The 18,758-nt window shown below is 72.9% G+C and carries 12 protein-coding genes; 6 read left to right on the top strand and 6 right to left on the bottom strand.

The genetic code is table 11. From position 1 onward, the window contains the following. Position 1: 1 nt before the first annotated feature. From ACP4J0_RS30730 to ACP4J0_RS30720, 3 genes are read left to right on the top strand one after another with little or no spacing between them, the layout of a single operon-like run. Positions 2–7,387 (top strand): SDR family NAD(P)-dependent oxidoreductase, encoded by a 7,386-nt coding sequence (locus ACP4J0_RS30730; protein ID WP_426601995.1) that lies wholly within the window; start codon positions 2–4, stop codon positions 7,385–7,387. Continuing rightward, a complete protein-coding gene (locus tag ACP4J0_RS30725; RefSeq protein ID WP_426601994.1) occupies positions 7,384–8,757 on the top strand; it encodes a hypothetical protein in 1,374 nt (457 codons plus the stop codon). Before ACP4J0_RS30730 ends, ACP4J0_RS30725 begins: the two co-directional genes overlap by 4 nt. A 22-nt stretch (positions 8,758–8,779) precedes the next feature. Next, positions 8,780–9,886 (top strand): diiron oxygenase, encoded by a 1,107-nt coding sequence (locus ACP4J0_RS30720; RefSeq protein WP_426601993.1) that lies wholly within the window; start codon positions 8,780–8,782, stop codon positions 9,884–9,886. Positions 9,887–10,185: 299 nt separating this feature from the next. Here the strand turns inward: ACP4J0_RS30720 and ACP4J0_RS30715 are convergent, their stop codons facing one another. From ACP4J0_RS30715 to ACP4J0_RS30695, 5 genes are all read right to left on the bottom strand, one after another. Continuing rightward, positions 10,186–10,404 (bottom strand): EF-hand domain-containing protein, encoded by a 219-nt coding sequence (locus tag ACP4J0_RS30715; protein ID WP_426601992.1) that lies wholly within the window; start codon positions 10,402–10,404, stop codon positions 10,186–10,188. A 169-nt stretch (positions 10,405–10,573) separates the two neighbouring features. Then, a complete protein-coding gene (locus ACP4J0_RS30710) occupies positions 10,574–10,738 on the bottom strand; it encodes a hypothetical protein (protein WP_426601991.1) in 165 nt (54 codons plus the stop codon). A gap of 70 nt (positions 10,739–10,808) precedes the next feature. Continuing rightward, positions 10,809–11,486 (bottom strand): response regulator, encoded by a 678-nt coding sequence (locus ACP4J0_RS30705; protein WP_426601990.1) that lies wholly within the window; start codon positions 11,484–11,486, stop codon positions 10,809–10,811. Then, on the bottom strand, positions 11,483–12,682 hold the full coding sequence (locus ACP4J0_RS30700) for a sensor histidine kinase (protein ID WP_426601989.1): 1,200 nt from the start codon (positions 12,680–12,682) through the stop codon (positions 11,483–11,485). Before ACP4J0_RS30700 ends, ACP4J0_RS30705 begins: the two co-directional genes overlap by 4 nt. A 98-nt stretch (positions 12,683–12,780) precedes the next feature. Further along, positions 12,781–15,006: an MMPL family transporter gene (locus tag ACP4J0_RS30695; RefSeq protein WP_426601988.1), complete on the bottom strand. Its 2,226-nt coding sequence runs from the start codon at positions 15,004–15,006 to the stop codon at positions 12,781–12,783. A 436-nt stretch (positions 15,007–15,442) separates the two neighbouring features. Here ACP4J0_RS30695 and ACP4J0_RS30690 point away from each other — a divergent pair, with 436 nt between their 5' ends. Both ACP4J0_RS30690 and ACP4J0_RS30685 read left to right on the top strand, forming a co-directional pair. Continuing rightward, on the top strand, positions 15,443–15,805 hold the full coding sequence (locus ACP4J0_RS30690) for a DUF2809 domain-containing protein (protein WP_426601987.1): 363 nt from the start codon (positions 15,443–15,445) through the stop codon (positions 15,803–15,805). A gap of 150 nt (positions 15,806–15,955) precedes the next feature. Beyond that, positions 15,956–16,171, top strand: a complete 216-nt coding sequence (locus tag ACP4J0_RS30685) for a hypothetical protein (RefSeq protein ID WP_426601986.1) — start codon at positions 15,956–15,958, stop codon at positions 16,169–16,171. An 84-nt stretch (positions 16,172–16,255) separates the two neighbouring features. Here ACP4J0_RS30685 and ACP4J0_RS30680 read toward each other — a convergent pair whose 3' ends face one another. Continuing rightward, positions 16,256–17,314, bottom strand: coding sequence for a LacI family DNA-binding transcriptional regulator (locus ACP4J0_RS30680; protein WP_426601985.1), 1,059 nt, complete (start codon positions 17,312–17,314; stop codon positions 16,256–16,258). Between the two features lie 138 nt (positions 17,315–17,452). On the opposite strand from ACP4J0_RS30680, the gene ACP4J0_RS30675 reads away from it, so the two are divergent. Next, positions 17,453–18,757 (top strand): ABC transporter substrate-binding protein, encoded by a 1,305-nt coding sequence (locus ACP4J0_RS30675; RefSeq protein WP_426601984.1) that lies wholly within the window; start codon positions 17,453–17,455, stop codon positions 18,755–18,757. The last annotated feature ends 1 nt before the right edge of the window (position 18,758 follow it).

The raw sequence follows: 18,758 nt of genomic DNA, 5'->3' as shown, positions 1-18,758 counted from the left end.
CATGACCGAGCTGGCTCAAGCCGTCGCCGTGATCGGCACCGCCTGCCGACTTCCGGGTGGCATCAGTGATCTGGCCGGACTCTGGACCGCCTTGGTCAAGGGAGACGACCTGGTCGGGGAAGTCCCACCGGACCGGTTCGACGCGGCGGACTTCCTGGACGGGGGCCGGCGCCGGCCCGGACGCTCCTACACCGTGGCCGGCGGCTTCCTGCCGGACGTCCAGGGCTTCGACTGCGAGTACTTCCGCGGCATCTCCCCGCGAGAAGCACAGCACATGGACCCACAGCAGCGGATGCTGCTGGAACTGGCGGTCGAGGCGCTGGACGACGCGGGTGTGGACCCGGCGACCTGCGCGGGGACCGACGGCGCGGTCTTCGTCGGCTGCTCCAGCCACGACTTCGGCCGTCTCGCGCAGGCCAGGCCCGGCAGGGGCGACGTCCACTCGATGACGGGCATCGCCCTGGCCAACACCGCCAACCGCATCTCGCACCTGCTGGACTGGCACGGCGAGAGCTTCGCGCTCGACACGGCCTGCTCCTCGGCGCTCACCGCGGTCCACCGGGCGTACGAGCACCTGTGCGCCGGCCGCACCCGGCTGGCCCTCGCGGGCGGCGTCAACATCCTCCTGGACCCCCGCGTGTTCGCCGGGTTCTCCGCCGCGTCGATGCTGTCGCCCACCGGCCGGTGCCGGGCCTTCTCGGCGGACGCGGACGGCTACGTCCGCTCCGAGGGCGGCGGCCTGCTGCTGCTCAAACGGCTGCCCGACGCCCTGGCCGACGGCGACCGCGTCCACGCGGTCATCCTCGGCAGCGGTGCCAACAACGACGGCCGCACCCCGGGCATCGCCCTGCCGAACGGGACGGCGCAGCAGAGCCTGCTGACGACCACCTACGCCGCGGCCTCGGTGCACCCGGACCGTCTCGTCTACGTCGAAGCCCACGGAACCGGCACCGCGATCGGCGACCCCATCGAGTGCGAGGCCATCGGCCGCGCACTCGGGACCCGGCGCACCGTCGGCCCGCTGCCCATCGGCTCGGTGAAGACCAATCTGGGGCACCTGGAACCGGCCTCCGGAGTGCCCGGCCTGCTGAAGGCCATCCTGGTGCTGCGGCACGGCCTGGTGCCGCCCACCCTGCACGCCCAGCCGCTGAACCCGCGCATCGGCTTCCAGGACCTCAACCTGAGCCCCACCGTCCGGCCGCACCGCGTGGAGGTGTCCCCCGACGCGGTGGTCGGCGTCAACTCGTTCGGCTTCGGCGGGGCCAACGCGCATGTGCTGCTGGGCCCCGCCCCGGCCGTTCCCGGCCCTCGGGCGGCGGTCGGGGGCCCACTGCCCGTCATGGTGACCGCCCGGGGCCCAGGCGCCCTCACCGAGGCGTGCGGCCGGCTGGCCGAGCGACTCGAGGAAGCCGACGCGAGCACCTTCTACGGCGTCGCCCACACCACGACGCGGCGGCGGGCCCGGCACGACCACCGCACCGTGGTGCTGGCCGAGAACGGACAGGAGGCGGCGTCCGCCCTGACGGCAGCCGCCCACGGAGAACGTCCGGCGCCGGGCTCGGCCACGGCCAGAGCGGTGGCGCACGGCCGTGTGGCGTTCGCCTTCTCCGGGAACGGGTCGCAGTGGCCCGGCATGGGAGCCGAGCTGCTGCGCACCGAGCCGGCCTTCCGGCGGGCCGTGGAGGACGTCGCCGGCGTACTCGACGGACTGCTGGGATGGTCCGTCGTCGACGCGCTGGCGGCGGGCGACGCGGGGCGGCTGAAGTCCACCGAAGTGGCCCAGCCGTTGCTGTTCGCCTACCAGCTCGGTGTCGTCGAGGCACTGCGCGCACACGGTGTGCGGCCGCGGGCCGTCGTCGGTCACAGCGTCGGCGAGATCGCCGCGGCCTGCGTGGCCGGAGCGCTCGACCTGGAGTCCGCCGCCCGCGTGGTCGCCGCGCGCAGCCGGGCCCAGGAAGCCACGGCCGGCACGGGGCGCATGGCGGCCGTCGGACTGGCCGAGGAAGAACTGGCGGCCGAACTCGCCGCGTACGACGGCCGGCTCGAACTGGCCGGGGTCAACAGCAGGACCGACACCACGGTCGCCGGACCGGGCGCCGACGTGGCACTCCTCGGCCGAACCGTGCAGGAGCGCGGCGTGTTCGCCCGCGAGCTGGACCTCGACTACGCCTTTCACAGCGCCGCCATGGACCCCATCAGGGAGCCCCTGCTCACCGGCCTCGCCGGCCTCCCGTCCACCGAACCCACGATGCCGTACGCCTCCACGGTGACCGGCCGCCTCTGGGACGCCGGCCCGCTGGACGCCGAGTACTGGTGGCGGAACGTCCGCGAGCCCGTGCGGTTCGCCCCCGCCGTCGAGGCGCTGGCCGCCGAGGGCTTCGACGTCTTCGTCGAGATCGGTCCGCACTCCGTGCTCGGCCCCTACCTGCGCCGGCTGACCCAGAGCGGCACCTCGCCCGCCGCGGTGGTGAGAACCGGCTCCCGGCGCGCCGACGGCCCGGCGGCCCTCAGAGGAACCGTCGCCCACCTGCTGGCCGCCGGAGCCGACGTCGACACCGACGTGCACTTCCCCCGGCCGGCACCACCGGTGGAACTGCCCGCCTACCCGTGGCAGCGGGAGCGGTACTGGGAGGCCGAGCCCGGCTGGTGGTCCGGCATCGCCAGCGACGGTGTACCCCTGCACCCGCTGCTCGGGCAGCGTGCCGTCACGGCCGGACCCGCCTGGCACGGCGTGCTGAGCACGGTACGCAGCCCATGGCTGTCCGAGCACCGGATCGGCCGGACCACCGTGCTGCCGGCCACCGGACACCTCGAAGCCGCACTCGCCGCCGGTCGTCACCACCTCGACACGACCGCGCTGGAAGTCACCGACCTCTCGATCACCAGCGCCTGCCTCCTGCCCGGCGAGGACAGCACCGACGACCTGCTCCTCCAGACCGCTCTGGACCCGCGGACCGGTACCGTGACCATCGCCGGCCGCACCGGACCGGACGCGCCCTGGCAGCACCACGCGCAGGGACGGGTGCGCCGCCTCCTGCGACCGGCGCCCGCCCCCCTCGACCTGGCCGCGCTGCGCGCCCGGCTCCACCCCGACCCCGTGCCCGCCGACGCGCACTACCGGGGCCTGGCCGCCAGCGGCATCACGCACGGCCCGGCCTTCCAGGTCCTCACCGAGTTCCGGCTCGGCGAGGGGGAACTGCTGGCCTCCTACCGCACCGACCAGAGCACCGACGGCTACCTCGCCCACCCGGTGATCACCGACGGTGCCCTCCAGGCCGGAGCCCCGCTGCTGGCCGCACTGACGGGCGACGCGCTCTTCCTGCCCGCCGAGCTGACGGCCGTGCGCCTGTGGCACCCGCCGGCGTCCGAGGGCCACCTGCACCTGCGGCTCGTCCGGGCGACCGGCCGGGAAGCCGTCTGGGACGTGTCGCTGACGGACCGGGACGGCCGGGTCCACATGGAACTGGAAGGCTGCCGGCTGCGTCGGTTCGACCTGCACGACGACACCCCCGCCGCGTTGCGGGAACTCGTCCTCCGCGCGGCGCCACGGGGCGGCGCCGCACCGGTGCGGCTGCCCGCTCCCGCCGAGCTGATGACCCGGACCGGCCCCGCCCGCGCGCGCCTGCGCGACAGCATCGACGACCACTACGAGCAGGTGACGGCCCGGACCGGAGAGATCGCGGCACTGTTCGCCCGCCGCGCCGTCGAGACGCTCCTCCCGGGCAGGCCCGACTTCGGCCTCGACGACCTGTGCGAAGCCGGCGCGCTGCCGGAATACCGGCCCTACCTCCGCCGGCTGGCCACGACCATGTGCGCGTTCGGCCTCGCCGAGCGGACCACCCGTGACCACTGGCGGCTGACCGGACAGGACACCGCCACCGGCCCCCTGGACCGGATCCGCCCCCTGCTCGCCGACCTGCCCGACGCGCTGACCCTGACCCTGCCGGGTCTCCGCTGCGGGCTGCGACTCGCCCGCCTGCTGCGCGGAGAGGACGACCCCCGCGAGGTCCTCTTCGGCGAGGCCGACCAGCACTTCCTCACCCAGCTCTACGGCAACGCACCCCACCTGCGCCTGCACAACGCCTACGCCGCGGAGCTGCTCGACGCGATGGTCGAGCACTGGCCCGCCGACCGGCCCCTGCGCATCCTGGAAGTGGGCGCCGGGACCGGCGGCATGACCGGCGCGCTGCTGCCCGTCCTGCCCCCCGAGCGCACCCGCTACGTGTTCACCGACCGCTCGGCCGGCTTCCTGGGGAAGGCGAAGGCCCGGTTCGCCGCCTACGACTTCGTCGAGTACACCACCTTCGACCTCGACCGCGACCCCGCCGAACAGGGCATGCGGCCGCACGAGTTCGACGTGGTGATCGCCGCCAACGCGCTGCACACCGCAAAGGACCTGGCCGCCGCCGTCGGCCGGCTCGCCGCGCTGCTCGCCGACGAAGGCATGCTGCTGGCGCTGGAGAGCCACGACAGCGACTGGGTGTCCACCTTCTTCGGCGTGCTGGACGACTACTGGGACTACACGGACACCGCCCTGCGGCAGGACTCGCCCCTCCTCACCCGTGCGCAGTGGAAGGAACTGCTCGGCGCCCACGGCTTCGACGCCGTGGCCTGCACCGGGGAGGCACCGGACGTGGAGCGCGCGAGTGACTCGGTGATCCTCGCCCGCCGCGCGACCGCCCCCGCCATCACCTGCCCGCCGCCCGCCGAGGCGCCGCCACCGGCCGGCCGGTGGCTGGTGGCGGCGGCCGCCCCCGACGCACTGGCCGGTCCCCTCGCCGACGCGCTCGGCACCCGGCCCCTGCCGCTGGACGTGACGGACTGGGCCGCGACGGTGCCGTCCGGGCCCGATGCCTCCGTGCGCGTGGCCCTGCTGCTGGACCCCGCCTACCCGGCCGGCCCCACCGCCCCGGCGTCCGACCCGGCCGCCGCGATCACCCGCGCCGCCTGCCGCATCCGGGACGTGGTGGCCGCTCTCGGTACCTGCCGGGAAACCTCGCTGTGGCTGATCCTGCCCCCGACCGGTCTCTTCCCGGCCCCGGAACGCCCCCAGGCACCCGAGGCCGCCGCCCTCTGGGCGCTCGGCCGCACCGTCGCCAGCGAGTATCCCGCGACCGAGGTGCGGATGATCTCGCTGGAACGCTCGGGAGACACCGCACGGGACTCGGCGCGGCTGCTCGCCGAACTGCACGACCCCGGGGCCGAACGGGAGATCGTCCTGACCGGGGCCGGCCGCTTCGTCCCCCGGTTCACCACGGCCGCGCCACCGGTCCGCCGGCAGACCGACGGATACCGGCTGAGCCTGCGCGACCCCGGCATGGCCCACCGCCTGGTCTGGGAACCGCAGGAGGTCCCCGCCCCCGCGGCAGGCGAGGTGCTGGTCGCCGTACGGGCCGCCGCCCTGAACTACCGCGACGTGATGCTCGCCACCGGCCTGATCCCCGACGACCGGCCGGTACCCGGTCTCCAGGGACCCGCTCTGGGGCTGGAGGGCGCCGGTGAGGTGGTCGCCGTGGGAGCCGGAGTGACCGGCCTCGCCCCCGGTGACCGCGTCTTCGGCAGCGGAGTGGGCTGGTTCGCCTCGCACGTCGCCGTCCGGGCCGAGCAGCTGGGACGGGTCCCGGAGCGGATGTCCTTCACCGAGGCGGCCACCCTCCCCGCGGTCTTCCTCACCGTCCAGTACGGGCTGGAGCGCCTGGCCCGCCTGCGCGCCGGAGAGCGGGTGCTGGTCCACGGCGCGGCCGGTGGAGTGGGCCTGGCCGCCCTGCAGTACGCGTCGTCCGTCGGCGCCGAGGTCATCGCGACCGCCGGTACGCCGGCCAAGCGCGACCTGCTGCGGATGCTCGGCGTGCGGCACGTCCTCAACTCGCGGGACCTGCGCTTCGCCGAGGACGTCCGCGAACTGACCGACGGACGCGGTGTGGACGTGGTGCTCAACTCCCTCGCGGGCGAGGCCATCGCACGCGGTCTGGAATGCCTGAGCCCCGGCGGCCGGTTCGTCGAACTCGGCAAGCGCGACCTGTACGCCAACACCCCCGTCCTCCTGGGGCCCTTCCGGCGCAACATCGCCTACTTCGGCGTCGACGTGGCGACCCTTCCCGAGCAGCTGCCGAACGTCGCGGCCGAGGAGTTCACCGAACTGTGCCGCCGGGTCACCGACGGCCGGTACCGGCCGCTGCCCCACCAGGTCCACTCCGCCGACGCGGTGCCCGAGGCGTTCCGCTCCCTGCGCCACTCCAGACACCTGGGCAAGATCGTCGTCGAACTGGGCGGGCCGGTCGCGGTGGAGCAGCCGATGCTCCCGGCGGCCCTGGACGCCACCGGCAGCTACCTGGTCACCGGAGGTCTGGGCGGACTCGGGGCGGCGCTGGCGGAGCACCTGGTGCGACGGGGAGCCCGGCACCTGATCCTGGTCGGCCGGCGGGGCGCGGACTCTCCCGAGGCGCCCGCGCTGCTGAAGCGGCTCGCGACGGCCGGGGCACGGGTGACGACGCTCGCCGGCGACGCGGCCGACCGCGAGACGATGCGGCGGGCGATCGCCGACGCCGACGACGCGGGCCGCCCGGTGCGGGGCGTCCTGCACGCGGCGATGGTCCTCGACGACGCCCCGCTCGCCCAGCTGACGGCCGAACGCTTCGACGCCGTCCTGCACCCCAAGGTGCGCGGAGCCGCCGTACTGTCCGAACTCACCCTGGACCGCGAACTGGACTTCTTCCACGTGTGCTCCTCGGTGGCCGCCCTGGCCGGCAACAAGCTCCAGAGCGCCTACGTCGCCGCCAACGCCTATCTGGAGGCCCTGGTCAGGCAACGGCGCGCCCGGGGCCTGCCGGGGTCCGCCCAGGTCCTGGGCGGTGTCGCCGAGACCGGCTTCGTCGTCCGCACCGGTTTCGAACAGACGCTGCACCGCCTGGGTTTCGGCTCGGTCACGCCGGAGGAGATCTGGCAGGCGCTCGAGAGACAACTCGGACACGGTCCCCACGTCGGGGTGTTCGGCCGGATGGACTGGGAGCGGATGGGCCAGTTGCTCGCCGGGCTGAACCCGCCCGCCTTCGCCGCGTGCCGTCAGGCCGCCGGACGCACGGGGGTCGGCCGTGCCGAGGCGCTGCGCTCCAGGCTCGCCGCGCTCGGTGACGACGAGGCGGTGGAAGCGGTCTCCGCCGAGCTGGCCGCGCTGGTGGCCGAGGTCGTGCAGACCACCCCCGAACGCGTCGACCGCACCTGCAAACTGGACCAGCTGGGACTCGACTCGCTCATGGTCGTCGAACTCTCCGTCGGCGTGGACCGCGCGCTGGGATGCAACATCCCCGCGCTGGAGTTCATGGCGGCGAGCTGCCTCGACGATCTGGCACGCCGGATCCTGCCGATGGTCGCCGGAGGCACCCGATGACCGGCCTCCCGGACCGCCCGGCGGTGAAACTCGACGAACTGCCGTGGTGGCGGCCGCTGGTGGTGCAGGTCGCCGGCCGGCCCCACCCGGACGACACCGCGCTGGGCGTCTTCGTCCGCCAGCTCACCGCGGCGTTCGAAGAACAGGGACACGCCGTCGTGGAATCGTCGCACGGCGACGTCGACCTGCTGCTGATCGTCACGCACATCCCCACCGGTCCGCAGCCCCTGCCCGACCGGGTTCCCGAGCAGAGCCCACCGCTGAGCGCCCGGACGTGCGGCGAACTCGGGCTGCGCGTCGGCTCGCGCCGGACGGTGGTGATCGCCCAGGTCCCCGAGCGGCTCGCCGGCCTGCGGCACACCGAAGCGGTCGAGATCGGGCGGACCGTCATGGCCCGGACAGCGGCCCCCCGCGTGGTCCTGGTCGGCCGCGGCGGGCGGGAAGCCACCCTGTTCACCCTGGAAGGCGGCCATCCCACCGAGACCGGGCGGCCGGCCGACCGGATCCGCGACCGGCTGGTCACCGCCGCCTGCGCCCGGGACGTCGGCGACCGCTACGACGTGGTCCGCGACGCCCTGCCCGCCACCGCCTGGGCCGCCTCCCCGGCACCGGCACACCTGGCGGAGGCCGGGCGGCGCATGGGCCGGCTCGGCCTGCTCCCCGAACCGGTCCGGATCGACCGCTACGTCTCGGACGGCCTCGCCTCGCTGTACCGCGAGTACCTCGGCTGGAAGCGCCTCAGCGAGGGCATGCTGTTCCTCTACGACCCCGGCCTCGACGCCGTCGTGGTCACCGCCTCCGGCAGCTGGGACGTCGACAAGCGGGACCTGCGCGAGGACGAGGTCACCGTGCTCCACCCCCGCAGCCACGGCGAGCGCCTGCGGGTCCTCGCCCCGGAGGGAGTCGACCCCAAGGGGCCGTCGGTGGAGGCTTGGGAGGTGTGCGCCCTGCTCTCCTCCGTTCCCACCGTCCGTCTCGGGCGGTCGGCGAGCGGGCACTGGGTCGTGGACCCCGACGGCGAACGCACGGCCCCGCTCATCCGCGGCGGCGTGCACGCCCACGTGGGAGTCGACCGGGCCGACGCGGCGGTCATCGAGTCGGTACCGCCCAACCGGGAGCTGTACCCGTACGGCTTCGGCTGCGGGACCGACCTGATGGCCGACGTGGCGGCCGACACCGCCGCCCGGTCGCAGGCCGTCAACGATGCCGCGGATCCCAGGCTGTACGTCCGCTGGCCGATGCTCTACCACGGCGAGATGGCGGTGGAACTGTGGAAGCCCGGCCTCCCCGAACGCCCGCTCCAGGGACTGCTGGACACGTACGCCCACGCCGTCCGTTACACCCCCGACCACGTCGACCAGCCGCTGTAGCACCGGAAGGAGAACGACGCTCGTGACATCACCCACCCCGCCCCCGTCCGTCGCCGGCCACTGGACCGTGCCCGCCGGCGCGGCGAGCACCTTCTCCTGGGAGTACGACGACGGCCGCGAACGACTGCTCGCGCTCTACCAGCGCGGCAAGGACCGGCAGTGGGACGCCGTACGCAGGATCGACTGGCAGCTCGACGTGGACCCCGCCGACCCCCTGGGCACCCCCGACGAGGCGCTCCCGCTGTACGGCACTCCGTACTGGGAACGTCTGGGACCCGAGCGGCGCGGCGAACTGCGGCGACACGTCGCCGCCTGGCAGTTCAGCCAGTTCCTGCACGGTGAGCAGGGCGCCATGATCTGCTCGGCCCGCATCGTGGAGACCACGCCCGGCCTCGACGCCAAGTTCTTCGCGGCGACCCAGACCATGGACGAGGCCCGCCACGTCGAGATCTTCTCCCGCTTCCTGCGGGAGAAGATCGGCCTGAGCTACCCGGTCAACGACAGTCTGCGCACGCTGCTGGACGACACGCTGCGCGACTCCCGCTGGGACATGCCGTACCTGGGGATGCAGGTCCTCGTCGAAGGGCTGGCGCTGGCGGCGTTCGGGCTGCTGCGCGACACCACCCGCCGGCCCCTTCCCCGGCACCTGCTCGCCTACGTCATGCAGGACGAGGCCCGCCACGTGGCGTTCGGCCGGATGGCCATGAGGGACCACTACCGGGGCCTGACCGCGAACGAACTGGCCGAGCGCGAGGAATTCGTCATCGAGGGCTGCCACCTGATGCGGAACCGGCTGCGCGGCACCGAGGTGCTGGAGAACTTCGGTGTGCCCCGGGCGGCGGCCGTCCGCATCACGGAGGAGAGCGACTACCTCCGCGTCTTCCGCCGGGCGTTGTTCTCCCGGATCGCGCCCTGCGTCAGGGACCTCGGGCTGTGGAGCCCCGAGGTCCGGGAGGCGTTCGCCAACCTGTGTGACGGGGACGTGCGGGGGAGCGACCTGGACCGGCTGATGCGCCAGGACGACGAACTCGCCGAGGCGCTGGACGCGGAGCGGTTCGCCGCCGAGGAGACGGCGCGCACGGCGGAGGTCACCGCGATGATCTCCCTGGGAGAGGACACGGGCCGGTGACGCCGCCACGGCGCCCGCCACGGTCCGACCACGGGAGAACACCCGACGAACCGACCGGCGTCGCCGCCGGGCACTGACCCGCACGCCCCCGCGGCCCGTGGACCGCGGGGGCGTACGGGGGCGGCGTGCGGGGGGCGTCGCGCGTTCCGGCCGTCGGCACACCGGTCCGATCCGGCACGGGACGCCCGCGGCGTCCTCGGCGTTCGCCCGCCGCGACCCGGGACCACCACCGCCTGCCGGTCCGGGGTACGAGGACCGGTCGGGACCGAGCACCGCCCGCTCCGTGCCGGCCGGCGATGTCAGCGGTTGATGCCCGCCCAGAACTCGTCGAAGGACATCCGGCGGTCACCGTCGGTGTCGAGCGACTCGATCAGTCCCCGGGCCTGGGCCTCGGTGATCTCGGTGCCCTCCAGCTCCGCCACGACCCGCCGGTACTCGTCCGCGGTGACCAAGCCGTCACCGTCCACGTCGTAGCGCTCGAAGACGCTCCGCGCCGCCTTCTCCACCATGTCCGCCATCTACCTCGTCCTTTCGTGATCTTCGATGCCGGCGCCAGCGTATCCGCCCGCGCCGGTCTCGGAGCGACCGAGGGATCAGGCTCTCGTGCCCGCCCCGGCAGACGGCCGTCAGGCACCGTCCGCCGGACATCGCCGAGCCGGCCCGCCCGGTGGCGCCGCCCCTCACCGGCTACGAGGCGCCGCGCAGGCCGTCCAGCAGTGCGCGGACCAGCCCTTCCGCCCGCACCGGTGCCTCGGCGCCCCGGCCGGTCAGCAGCAGACAGAGAGTCGAGCCGATCAGGGCGCCCACCACCGCGCCGACATCGGCGTCGGCGCGGAACCCACCGCTCCTCACGCCCGCGCGCAGCAGACCGGCGACGGTCGTGTGCCGCCCGCACCGGCGATCCGAGGGACCCGTGTGCGCGTCAACCGCCGGGGCTCGCACGGACCAGGCCGCTCTGGTAGGCGATCACGACCAGTTGGGCGCGGTCGCGGGCGTTGAGCTTGGTCATCGCGCGGGAGACGTGGCTGCGCACGGTCAGTGGGCTCAGCACCAGCTGGTCGGCGATCTCGTGGTTGGACCTGCCGAGCGCGGCCAGCGCCATGACCTCACGCTCGCGGTCGGTGAGCAGGGTGAGGTGCTCCGGCGACGTGAGGGGCCCGTCGTCGACCGGGGTGGCCAGGAAACGGGTGATCAGCGCCCGGGTGGCCGAGGGGGAGAGCAGGGAGTCACCGGCCGCCACGGTGCGGATGCCGTCCAGCAGGACGTCCGGGCCCACGTCCTTGCCGAGGAAGCCGCTCGCCCCGGCGCGCAGGGCCTTGGCGACGTTCTCGTCGTTCTCGAAGGTGGTGAGGATCAGGACCCGGGTGGCGGCCAGTTCCGGTCGGGAGCAGATGTCTGCGGTGGCGGTCAGACCGTCGGTGCCGGGCATGCGGATGTCCATGAGGACCACGTCGGGCGTGTGGAGGCGGGTGAGGTCGATCGCCTCCCGCCCGTCGGTGGCCTCCGCGACGACGGTCAGACCGGGGTCTGAGTCGATGAGGATGCGGAAGGTGGCCCGCAGCAGGGCCTGGTCGTCGGCGAGCAGGACGCGGATGGTCATGGGGCGGTGCCTTCGTCGTGGCCGTGCAGGGGAAGGGTGCAGACGACCTCGAAGCCGCCCTCCGGCCGGGACCCCGCGCGGAAGGTGCCGCCCGCGGCGAGGGCCCGTTCGCGCATGCCGAGAAGCCCGAAGCCGCGCCCGGAGGCGTGAGCGGACCCGGGCCGGGGCACGGGACCGGCGGTGTCGTTGGTGATCGTCAGGGTGAGGAAGTGAGGGGTGTGGGCGAGCCGCACCCGCGCGGTGCGGGTGCCCGCGTGCTTGGTGACGTTGGTGAGGGCCTCCTGGACGATCCGGTACGCCGTCAGGTCCAGCCCCGGTGCGAGCGGCCGTGGCCGGCCCTCCTCGATGATGGTCACGTCCAGGCCGGCCGTCGCACAGGCGGCCACCAGGCCGGGCAGCTGCGCCAGGCCGGGCGCGGGCGCCAGCTCGTCGTCGGTGTCGGTGTCCTGGCGCAGCAGTCCGACGGTGGCCTTGAGTTCACGCAGGGCCGCCGCGGTGGTCCCGGAGAGTTCACCCAGGATCTCGTACGCCTTCTCGGGATCGGCCCGTGCGAGGTGGGCGGCGGTGCCCGCCTGAGCGTTGGCCAGGGCGAGGTGGTGGGCGACGACGTCGTGGAGTTCGCGGGCGATGCGCATACGTTCCTGGACGACGCGGTGGCGGGCCTCCTCCTCGCGCTCGCGGGCGATGTGCTCGGCCCTGGCGGCGGCGTACTCGCGGCGGACCCGCACATAGCCGCCGAGCGCCGCGGACAGCGGCACCCAGGCCGCCGGATTGACCAGGCCGATGATCCACTGGTCCCGAAGCGAGCCGTGGAACAGACCGGAGACGACCATCAGAGCGGTGACCGCCAGCGCGCTGTACCAGGCCGTCCGGCGCTCGGTGCGCAGGCTGACCGAGTACTGCGCGACCATGAGCGGGCCCATGTTCATGGCCGTCACGAGGTGTCCCATGGCGGCCAGGGCCACCATGCTCAGCGCGGTCACCGCCAGCACCGGGAGGGGATGGCCGTGGCGCCGGGGCAGTGCGGCACAGGCGAGCGCGGACACGGCGACGGCGGGCCACAGCGGGGGCGGTCCCGGCATCACGGACAAAGACAGGAGACAGCCGGAGACGGCGATCGCGAACAGCGACACGAGGAGGACGGCCTCGGCCGTCCGGGGACGGCTCGCCGCCCGTTGTCGCCAAGGTGTGCTCATGGTGCGTTCTCCGGGTCGGGCCTGTGAGGACATCGTGACAGACACGGGCCGCGCGGCCGTGGGAGACGGCAGCGCGGCCCGTCGGCGAGGGATGCGGATCAGATGCGGACCGGTTCCCGGGGGCGCTGGTCGCCGCCCGCGGGAGTGGACCGCTCGGTGAGTCCGGTGCCCTCGACGTCGACACGGGGCAGTACCCTGTCGAGCCATCGAGGGAGCCACCAGGCCTTGTCCCCCAGGAGGGCGAGGACGGCGGGCACCAGGGCCATGCGGACGACGAAGGCGTCGAAGAGGACGGCGACGGCGAGGCCGAAGCCGATCGTCTTGATCATGGACTCGCCGGACCCGATGAATCCGGAGAAGACCGCGATCATGATCACCGCGGCGGCGACGACCACGCGGGCGCTGTGCCGGAAGCCCGTGACGACCGCCTGGGCGGGGCGTTCGCCGTGGACGTAGGCCTCGCGCATGCGGGCGACGAGGAAGACCTCGTAGTCCATGGCCAGGCCGAAGACGATGCCCACCAGGAAGATCGGCATGAGGCTCATGATCGGGCCGGTCTGCTCGACGCCCAGCAGTTCGGCGCCCCAGCCCCACTGGAAGACCGCGACGACCGTGCCGAGCGAGGCGAGGACGGAGAGCAGGAAGCCGAGGGCCGCCTTGACGGGCACGAGTACGGAGCGGAAGACGACCAGGAGCAGCAGCAGGGAGAGCAGCACGATGACGGTCAGGTAGGGCACCAGGGCGTCCTGCAGGGCCTGGGCGACGTCGATGTTCATCGCGGTGCTGCCGGTGACCTCGAAGGTCGCGCCGGTGTCCGCCTCCAGGCCGGGGCGCTCGGCGCGGATGGTCTGGACGATGTCCTTGGTGGCCTCGTCGTTCGGGCCGGTGGCCGGGACCGCGGAGAAGAGGGCGGTGTCCCCGGCTTCGTTGAGCTGCGGGGGCGTGACGGACACGACGCCCTCGGTGTCCTTGATCTGCTCGGCGATCGTCGTCGCGGCCGCCTTGGGGTCCGCGGCTCCCTTGACGTCGGCGACGATGGTCAGCGGGCCGTTGAAGCCGGCCCCGAAGCCGTCGGCCAGGGCGTCGTAGGCGCGTCGTTCCGTCGTCGACGTGGGCTTGGCCTCGGCGCCGGGCATGCCCATCTCCAGCTGGGTGGCGGGCAGGGCCAGGGCTCCCAGACCGGCGACGCCCAGGAGCAGCACGGCCACGGGGCGGCGCATCACGAAGCGGGCCCAGCGGGTGCCGCCGTTGTCGGCGGACTCGGAGTGGTGCCCGACGTTGCCGCCCCGCTTGCCGGCCTTGCGGACCTTGCGGGACAGAACGGCGTTCGGCCACATGCCGAGCAGCGCGGGGACCAGGGTCAGGGCGACCAGGACGCCGATGGCGACCGCTCCGGCGGCGCACAGGCCCATCTTGGTCAGCATCGGCACGCCGACCACGGACAGCCCGGCGAGCGCGATGATCACGGTCAGGCCGGCGAAGACCACGGCGGAACCGGCCGTGCCGACCGCGAGACCCGCCGCTTCCCGCGGGTCGTGCCCGTTCGCGCGTTCTTCGCGGTAGCGGGAGACCACGAAGAGGGCGTAGTCGATGCCGACCGCGAGCCCGAGCATGGAGGCGAGGGTGCCGGTGGTCATGGACAGTCCGAGGGCGCTGCCGAGGGCGAGGATCGCGCACATGCTGACGCCCACGCCGATGACGGCCGTGAGCAGCGGAAGCCCCGCCGCCGCCAGGGAACCGAAGGTGATCAGCAGGACGACGGCGGCGAGAGCGATGCCGATGGCCTCGGCCGAACCTCCGGCGGCCGGCTGCGAGGCGAGCGCGGTACCGCCCACTTCCACGGTGAGGCCCGAGGCACGGGCTTCGTCGATGGCCTTCTCCAGGCCGTCCTTGCCGGCGTCGGTCAGGTCGCCTGCCTTGACCTTGTACGTCACCGTGGCGTACGCGGTGGAGCCGTCCTCGCTGACCGCGCCGGCCTTGAAGGGGCTGACGGCGTTGTCGACCTGGGGGCCCTCGGCGGCCGTGGACACCAGCTCGTCGATGGCGGCGCGGTGGTCGTCGGCGGTCACCTTCTCCCCGTCGGGGGCGATGAACACGATGCGCGCGTCGGCGCCGTTGGCGTCCGAGCCGGGGAACCGCTCCCCGATGAGGTCGAACGCCTTCTGGGCCTCGATGCCCGGCATGAACGAGGTGCCGTCGTCACCGGCGGCGGGGGCCTTGACGGCGCCGAGGCCGACGCCGCCGAGGACCACGGCCCACAGCAGGGTCACGAGCCAGCGCCGCCGGAAGGCGGTACGGCCCAGTCGGTACAGGAAGGTAGCCACGAGAAGGGTTTCTCCAAGGTCAGGTCTCAGGTAGGTACCAAGGCTGCATTTCCGAGGCCTGTCGGGGCATCGTGCGAGTGCTGTCCTTGCGGGCTCGTGACCGGGTACCAGCCGGGACACCGGCCTGGTGCGGGACGACGAGGCCGTACTCCTACCTGAGGATGACGGCGGGGGCGGACGCGGGAGCCGTAGCCGCCTCGACGCGTGGTCCCGGAGTCCACGGAGAGGTGACCGAGTGGCGGAGGGCGTGCGCGGCTCGGCCGTGGCTTCCCGTGCTCACCCTGCCCTTCCGCGCGGCAGGGACGCCGCACCCCGCGGCGCGTCCGGGACGCGGGTGCGTCGAGGGTGCTGCCGAGGGGCGGAGCCGGTCCAGCAGAATGACGGTATGGCCGCGCCTTCCAGAACCAGTGCAGGTTTCGACAGCGGGACGAACCGAATGCGCCTGTCGGCTGCCGCGGCCGCGTCGGTGACCGTGGGCGCGGGGCTGGGGCTCAGGGCCGCCGCGGCGGGAGACGTGGCCAAGTACGGCGGGGACGCCCTGTACACCCTGCTGATCGTCGCCCTCGTCGTCCTGGTCGTCCCGCGGGTGACAGCGTGGAAAGCCGGGGCGGTCGCGCTGGCCGTCAGCTGGGGGGTGGAGCTCCTGCAGCTCAGCGAGCTGCCGGCGGAACTCTCCCGGCGCAGTACAGCTGCCCGCTTGGTCCTCGGTTCCACGTTCAACCCACCGGACCTGTTCTGGTACGCGGTCGGCGCGTTCGCCGGATGGCTCGTCCTGGCGTCTCGCAGGACGGGGCGGTGACGCAGGTCGTCGACCCGGCCGGCCCGCCGGCCGGATCCGCCGCCTCCGTCCGTCGTGCCGGGCCCCATCACCGCGAGGTCCGGCCGCGGGGCCGGCGAAGGGCGGACGGACGTCGCACCGTCTTCGTGGCGGTCGAGGGGAGGAAGTCCCGTGGCCCGCTCCAGAATCTGCCTGCCGGACCCGCGCACCGGCGGCACCGGGTACCGGCATACCGGCATGGTCACGCCCTGGACGACGGCACCCCCGGCCAGGGGTCGGCGCCCGCCGACGCTCGACGATGTGCGCGCCCTCGGCGGCGAGGCCGAGGGCGACGGCCCGTGCTTCGGCTGCACGACCGTACGACCGCACGACCGCGTGGCGGTGTGACGGCGTACGTCGCGCCGCCAGGTGACCCGCCGCCGCGTGACCCGCGGGCGGAGTCGTCCGCCGCAGGTGACCGGCAGGGCTTCGTCACGGGCCTTCGGGCACACGTCCCGGTGGCGCCGTGCCCTGCCGTACGGCGAGGGCCGTGCTCTGCCGTACGACGAGGTGGGTGGCCAGTTCGATGCGCTGGGCGGCCCGGCCGGGGGCGTCCGGGCGGAAGAGCATGCGGGTCGCTTCCTCGGCCATCTGGCGCAGCGGCTGGTGGACCGTGGTCAGCGGCGGGCTCGACCACTGGGCCAGGGGCACGTCGTCGTAGCCGACCACCGAGAGGTCCTCGGGCACGCGCAGGCCCCTGACCCGAGCCGCCTCCAGCACACCGAGGGCCTGAAGGTCACTGCCCGCGAAGACGGCCGTCGGCCGGTCGGGGCCGTCCAGCAGGTCCATCCCGTGCTCGAAACCGCCCTGCACCTGGAAGTCGCCGAAACGGACGAGGCGCCGGTCGACCGTCAGGCCCGCCATGGTCATGGCCGAGCGGTACCCGTCGAGACGGGCCAGTGAGCACAGCATGTCCTCGGGACCGGTGATGATCGCGACGCGTTCGTGCCCGTGCTCCGTGAGATGACGCGTCGCGGCGAGGCCCCCGGCCCAGTTGGCGGAGCCCACGGACGGCACGTCGGGGTCCGGGTCACCGGCCGGATCGACGATGACGAAGGGAACGTTCCGTGACCGCAGCCGGTGCTTCATCTCCGCGGGGACGGACGAGAAGACCAGGACGACACCCAGTGGCCTGCGCCGGAGCACACCCTCGATCCAGTCGGGCGCGGGTGCGTGCCGTGTGCCGCTCCTGGTGAGCACCACGGTCGCCCGGTTCGCCTGGGCGACGGTCTCCACACCCCGGACGAGCTCCATCGCCCAGACGCTGTCCAGCTCGTGGAAGACGAGTTCGATGAGCGGGGAGCGCGGCGGGTTCGAGCTCCGGCGGCGGTAGCCGTGGACCTCCAGCAGTTGCTCGACCTTGACCCGGGTGGTGCTGGAGACATCCGAACGACCGTTGAGGACCTTCGAAACTGTCGGGGGTGAGACCCCCGCTTCTTTCGCCACCTCGGCCAGGGTCACCCGGGCGCCCACCTCAACTTCATCGTGCATACGGGCAGGATAGGTCATGCGATCGATAACGTTTTGAGTCGGCATCTGCACGGCCATTGACCAGAAATCCTGTCTCACTCTACTGTCCGACCAGCATGGACTTTCGGTGATGGTGCCGAAACTTTCGAAAGGCGAACGATGAAGACACGCGCGCGCTTGCCCAGACTGGTCGCGACCGGTGCGACGCTCGCCCTGGCGCTGAGCCTGTCGGCCTGTGGTGACGGGAACGGCGGGGCGTCGTCGGACGACGGCAAGATCCATGTCCTGGTCTACGGGGACGCCAGCAACAAGGTCGAACAGCAGATCGTCGACACCTTCAACAAGACGTCCGACGTCAAGGCCGTCCTCGACACCATCCCCGGGGCCGACTACCAGAAGAAGCTTCAGACGATCATCAACACCTCCGAGGCTCCCGACATCTTCTTCAACTGGGGCGGCGGCAGCATCAAGCCGTTCGTCAAGGCGGACCTGCTGCTGCCGCTCGACGACTTCGTCAAGAAGAACCCGGACCTGGAGAAGAAGTTCCTGCCGACGGTCTTCGAGAACGCCGTCGTCGACGGCAAGCCGTACGGCATCCCGATGCGCGGCACCCAGCCGGTCCTGCTCTTCCACAACAAGGCCGTCCTCGACAAGGCGGGCGTCGAGCCGCCGAAGACCTGGGACGAACTGCTCGACGCGGTCGGGAAGCTCAAGGACGCGGGTGTCACGCCGATCGCGCTCGGTGGCGGCGACGTCTGGCCGACGCAGATGTGGTTCCAGTACCTCTACGACCGCATAGCCGGCCCGGAGCTGTTCGCGAAGGCCATCGGGGGCGACAAGAGCGCCTGGGAGAGCGCGGACAGCAAGAAGGCCCTGGACATGATCAGCGAGCTCGTCGACTCCGGCGCCTTCGGCAAGAACTACGACTCCGTCAAGTACACCAACGGCGGCTCGGTCCAGCTGGTGGCCTCGGGCAAGGCCGGCTTCGAGCTGATGGGCTCCTGGTACTACTCCCAGCAGCTGACGGACCACAAGGAGTTCGCCGAGAAGGACCTCGGCTACAGCGCCTTCCCGGCCGTCGAGGGCGGCAAGGGCGACCCGGGCAACGTCGCCGGCAACACCAACAACTACTACTCGGTGATGAAGAAGACCAAGCACCCCGAGGCCGTCGCCGAGTTCCTGAAGCTCATGTACTCCGACGACTTCGTCAAGGCGCAGCTGGACATCGGCAACCTGCCGACCACCACCGACACCGACAAGTTCATCGACAGCTCGGGCACCCCCGAGTACTCGCGCTTCCAGTACGACCTCGTCGCCGACGCCCCGTCGTTCCAGCTGTCATGGGACCAGGCGTACCCGCAGAAGGCGAGCTCGGACATGCACAAGGCCGTCCAGCAGTTCTTCAACGGACAGCTCGACACGGACGGCTTCATCAAGGCCATGCAGGCCCTCCCGACCGAGTGAC

Origin of the sequence: Streptomyces sp. WG7, from assembly GCF_049975785.1 — a bacterium.
In the GTDB taxonomy this organism is placed as follows: domain Bacteria; phylum Actinomycetota; class Actinomycetes; order Streptomycetales; family Streptomycetaceae; genus Streptomyces.
Note: the sequence above shows the minus strand (reverse complement) of the source record. Positions and strands in the feature narration are given on the sequence as shown.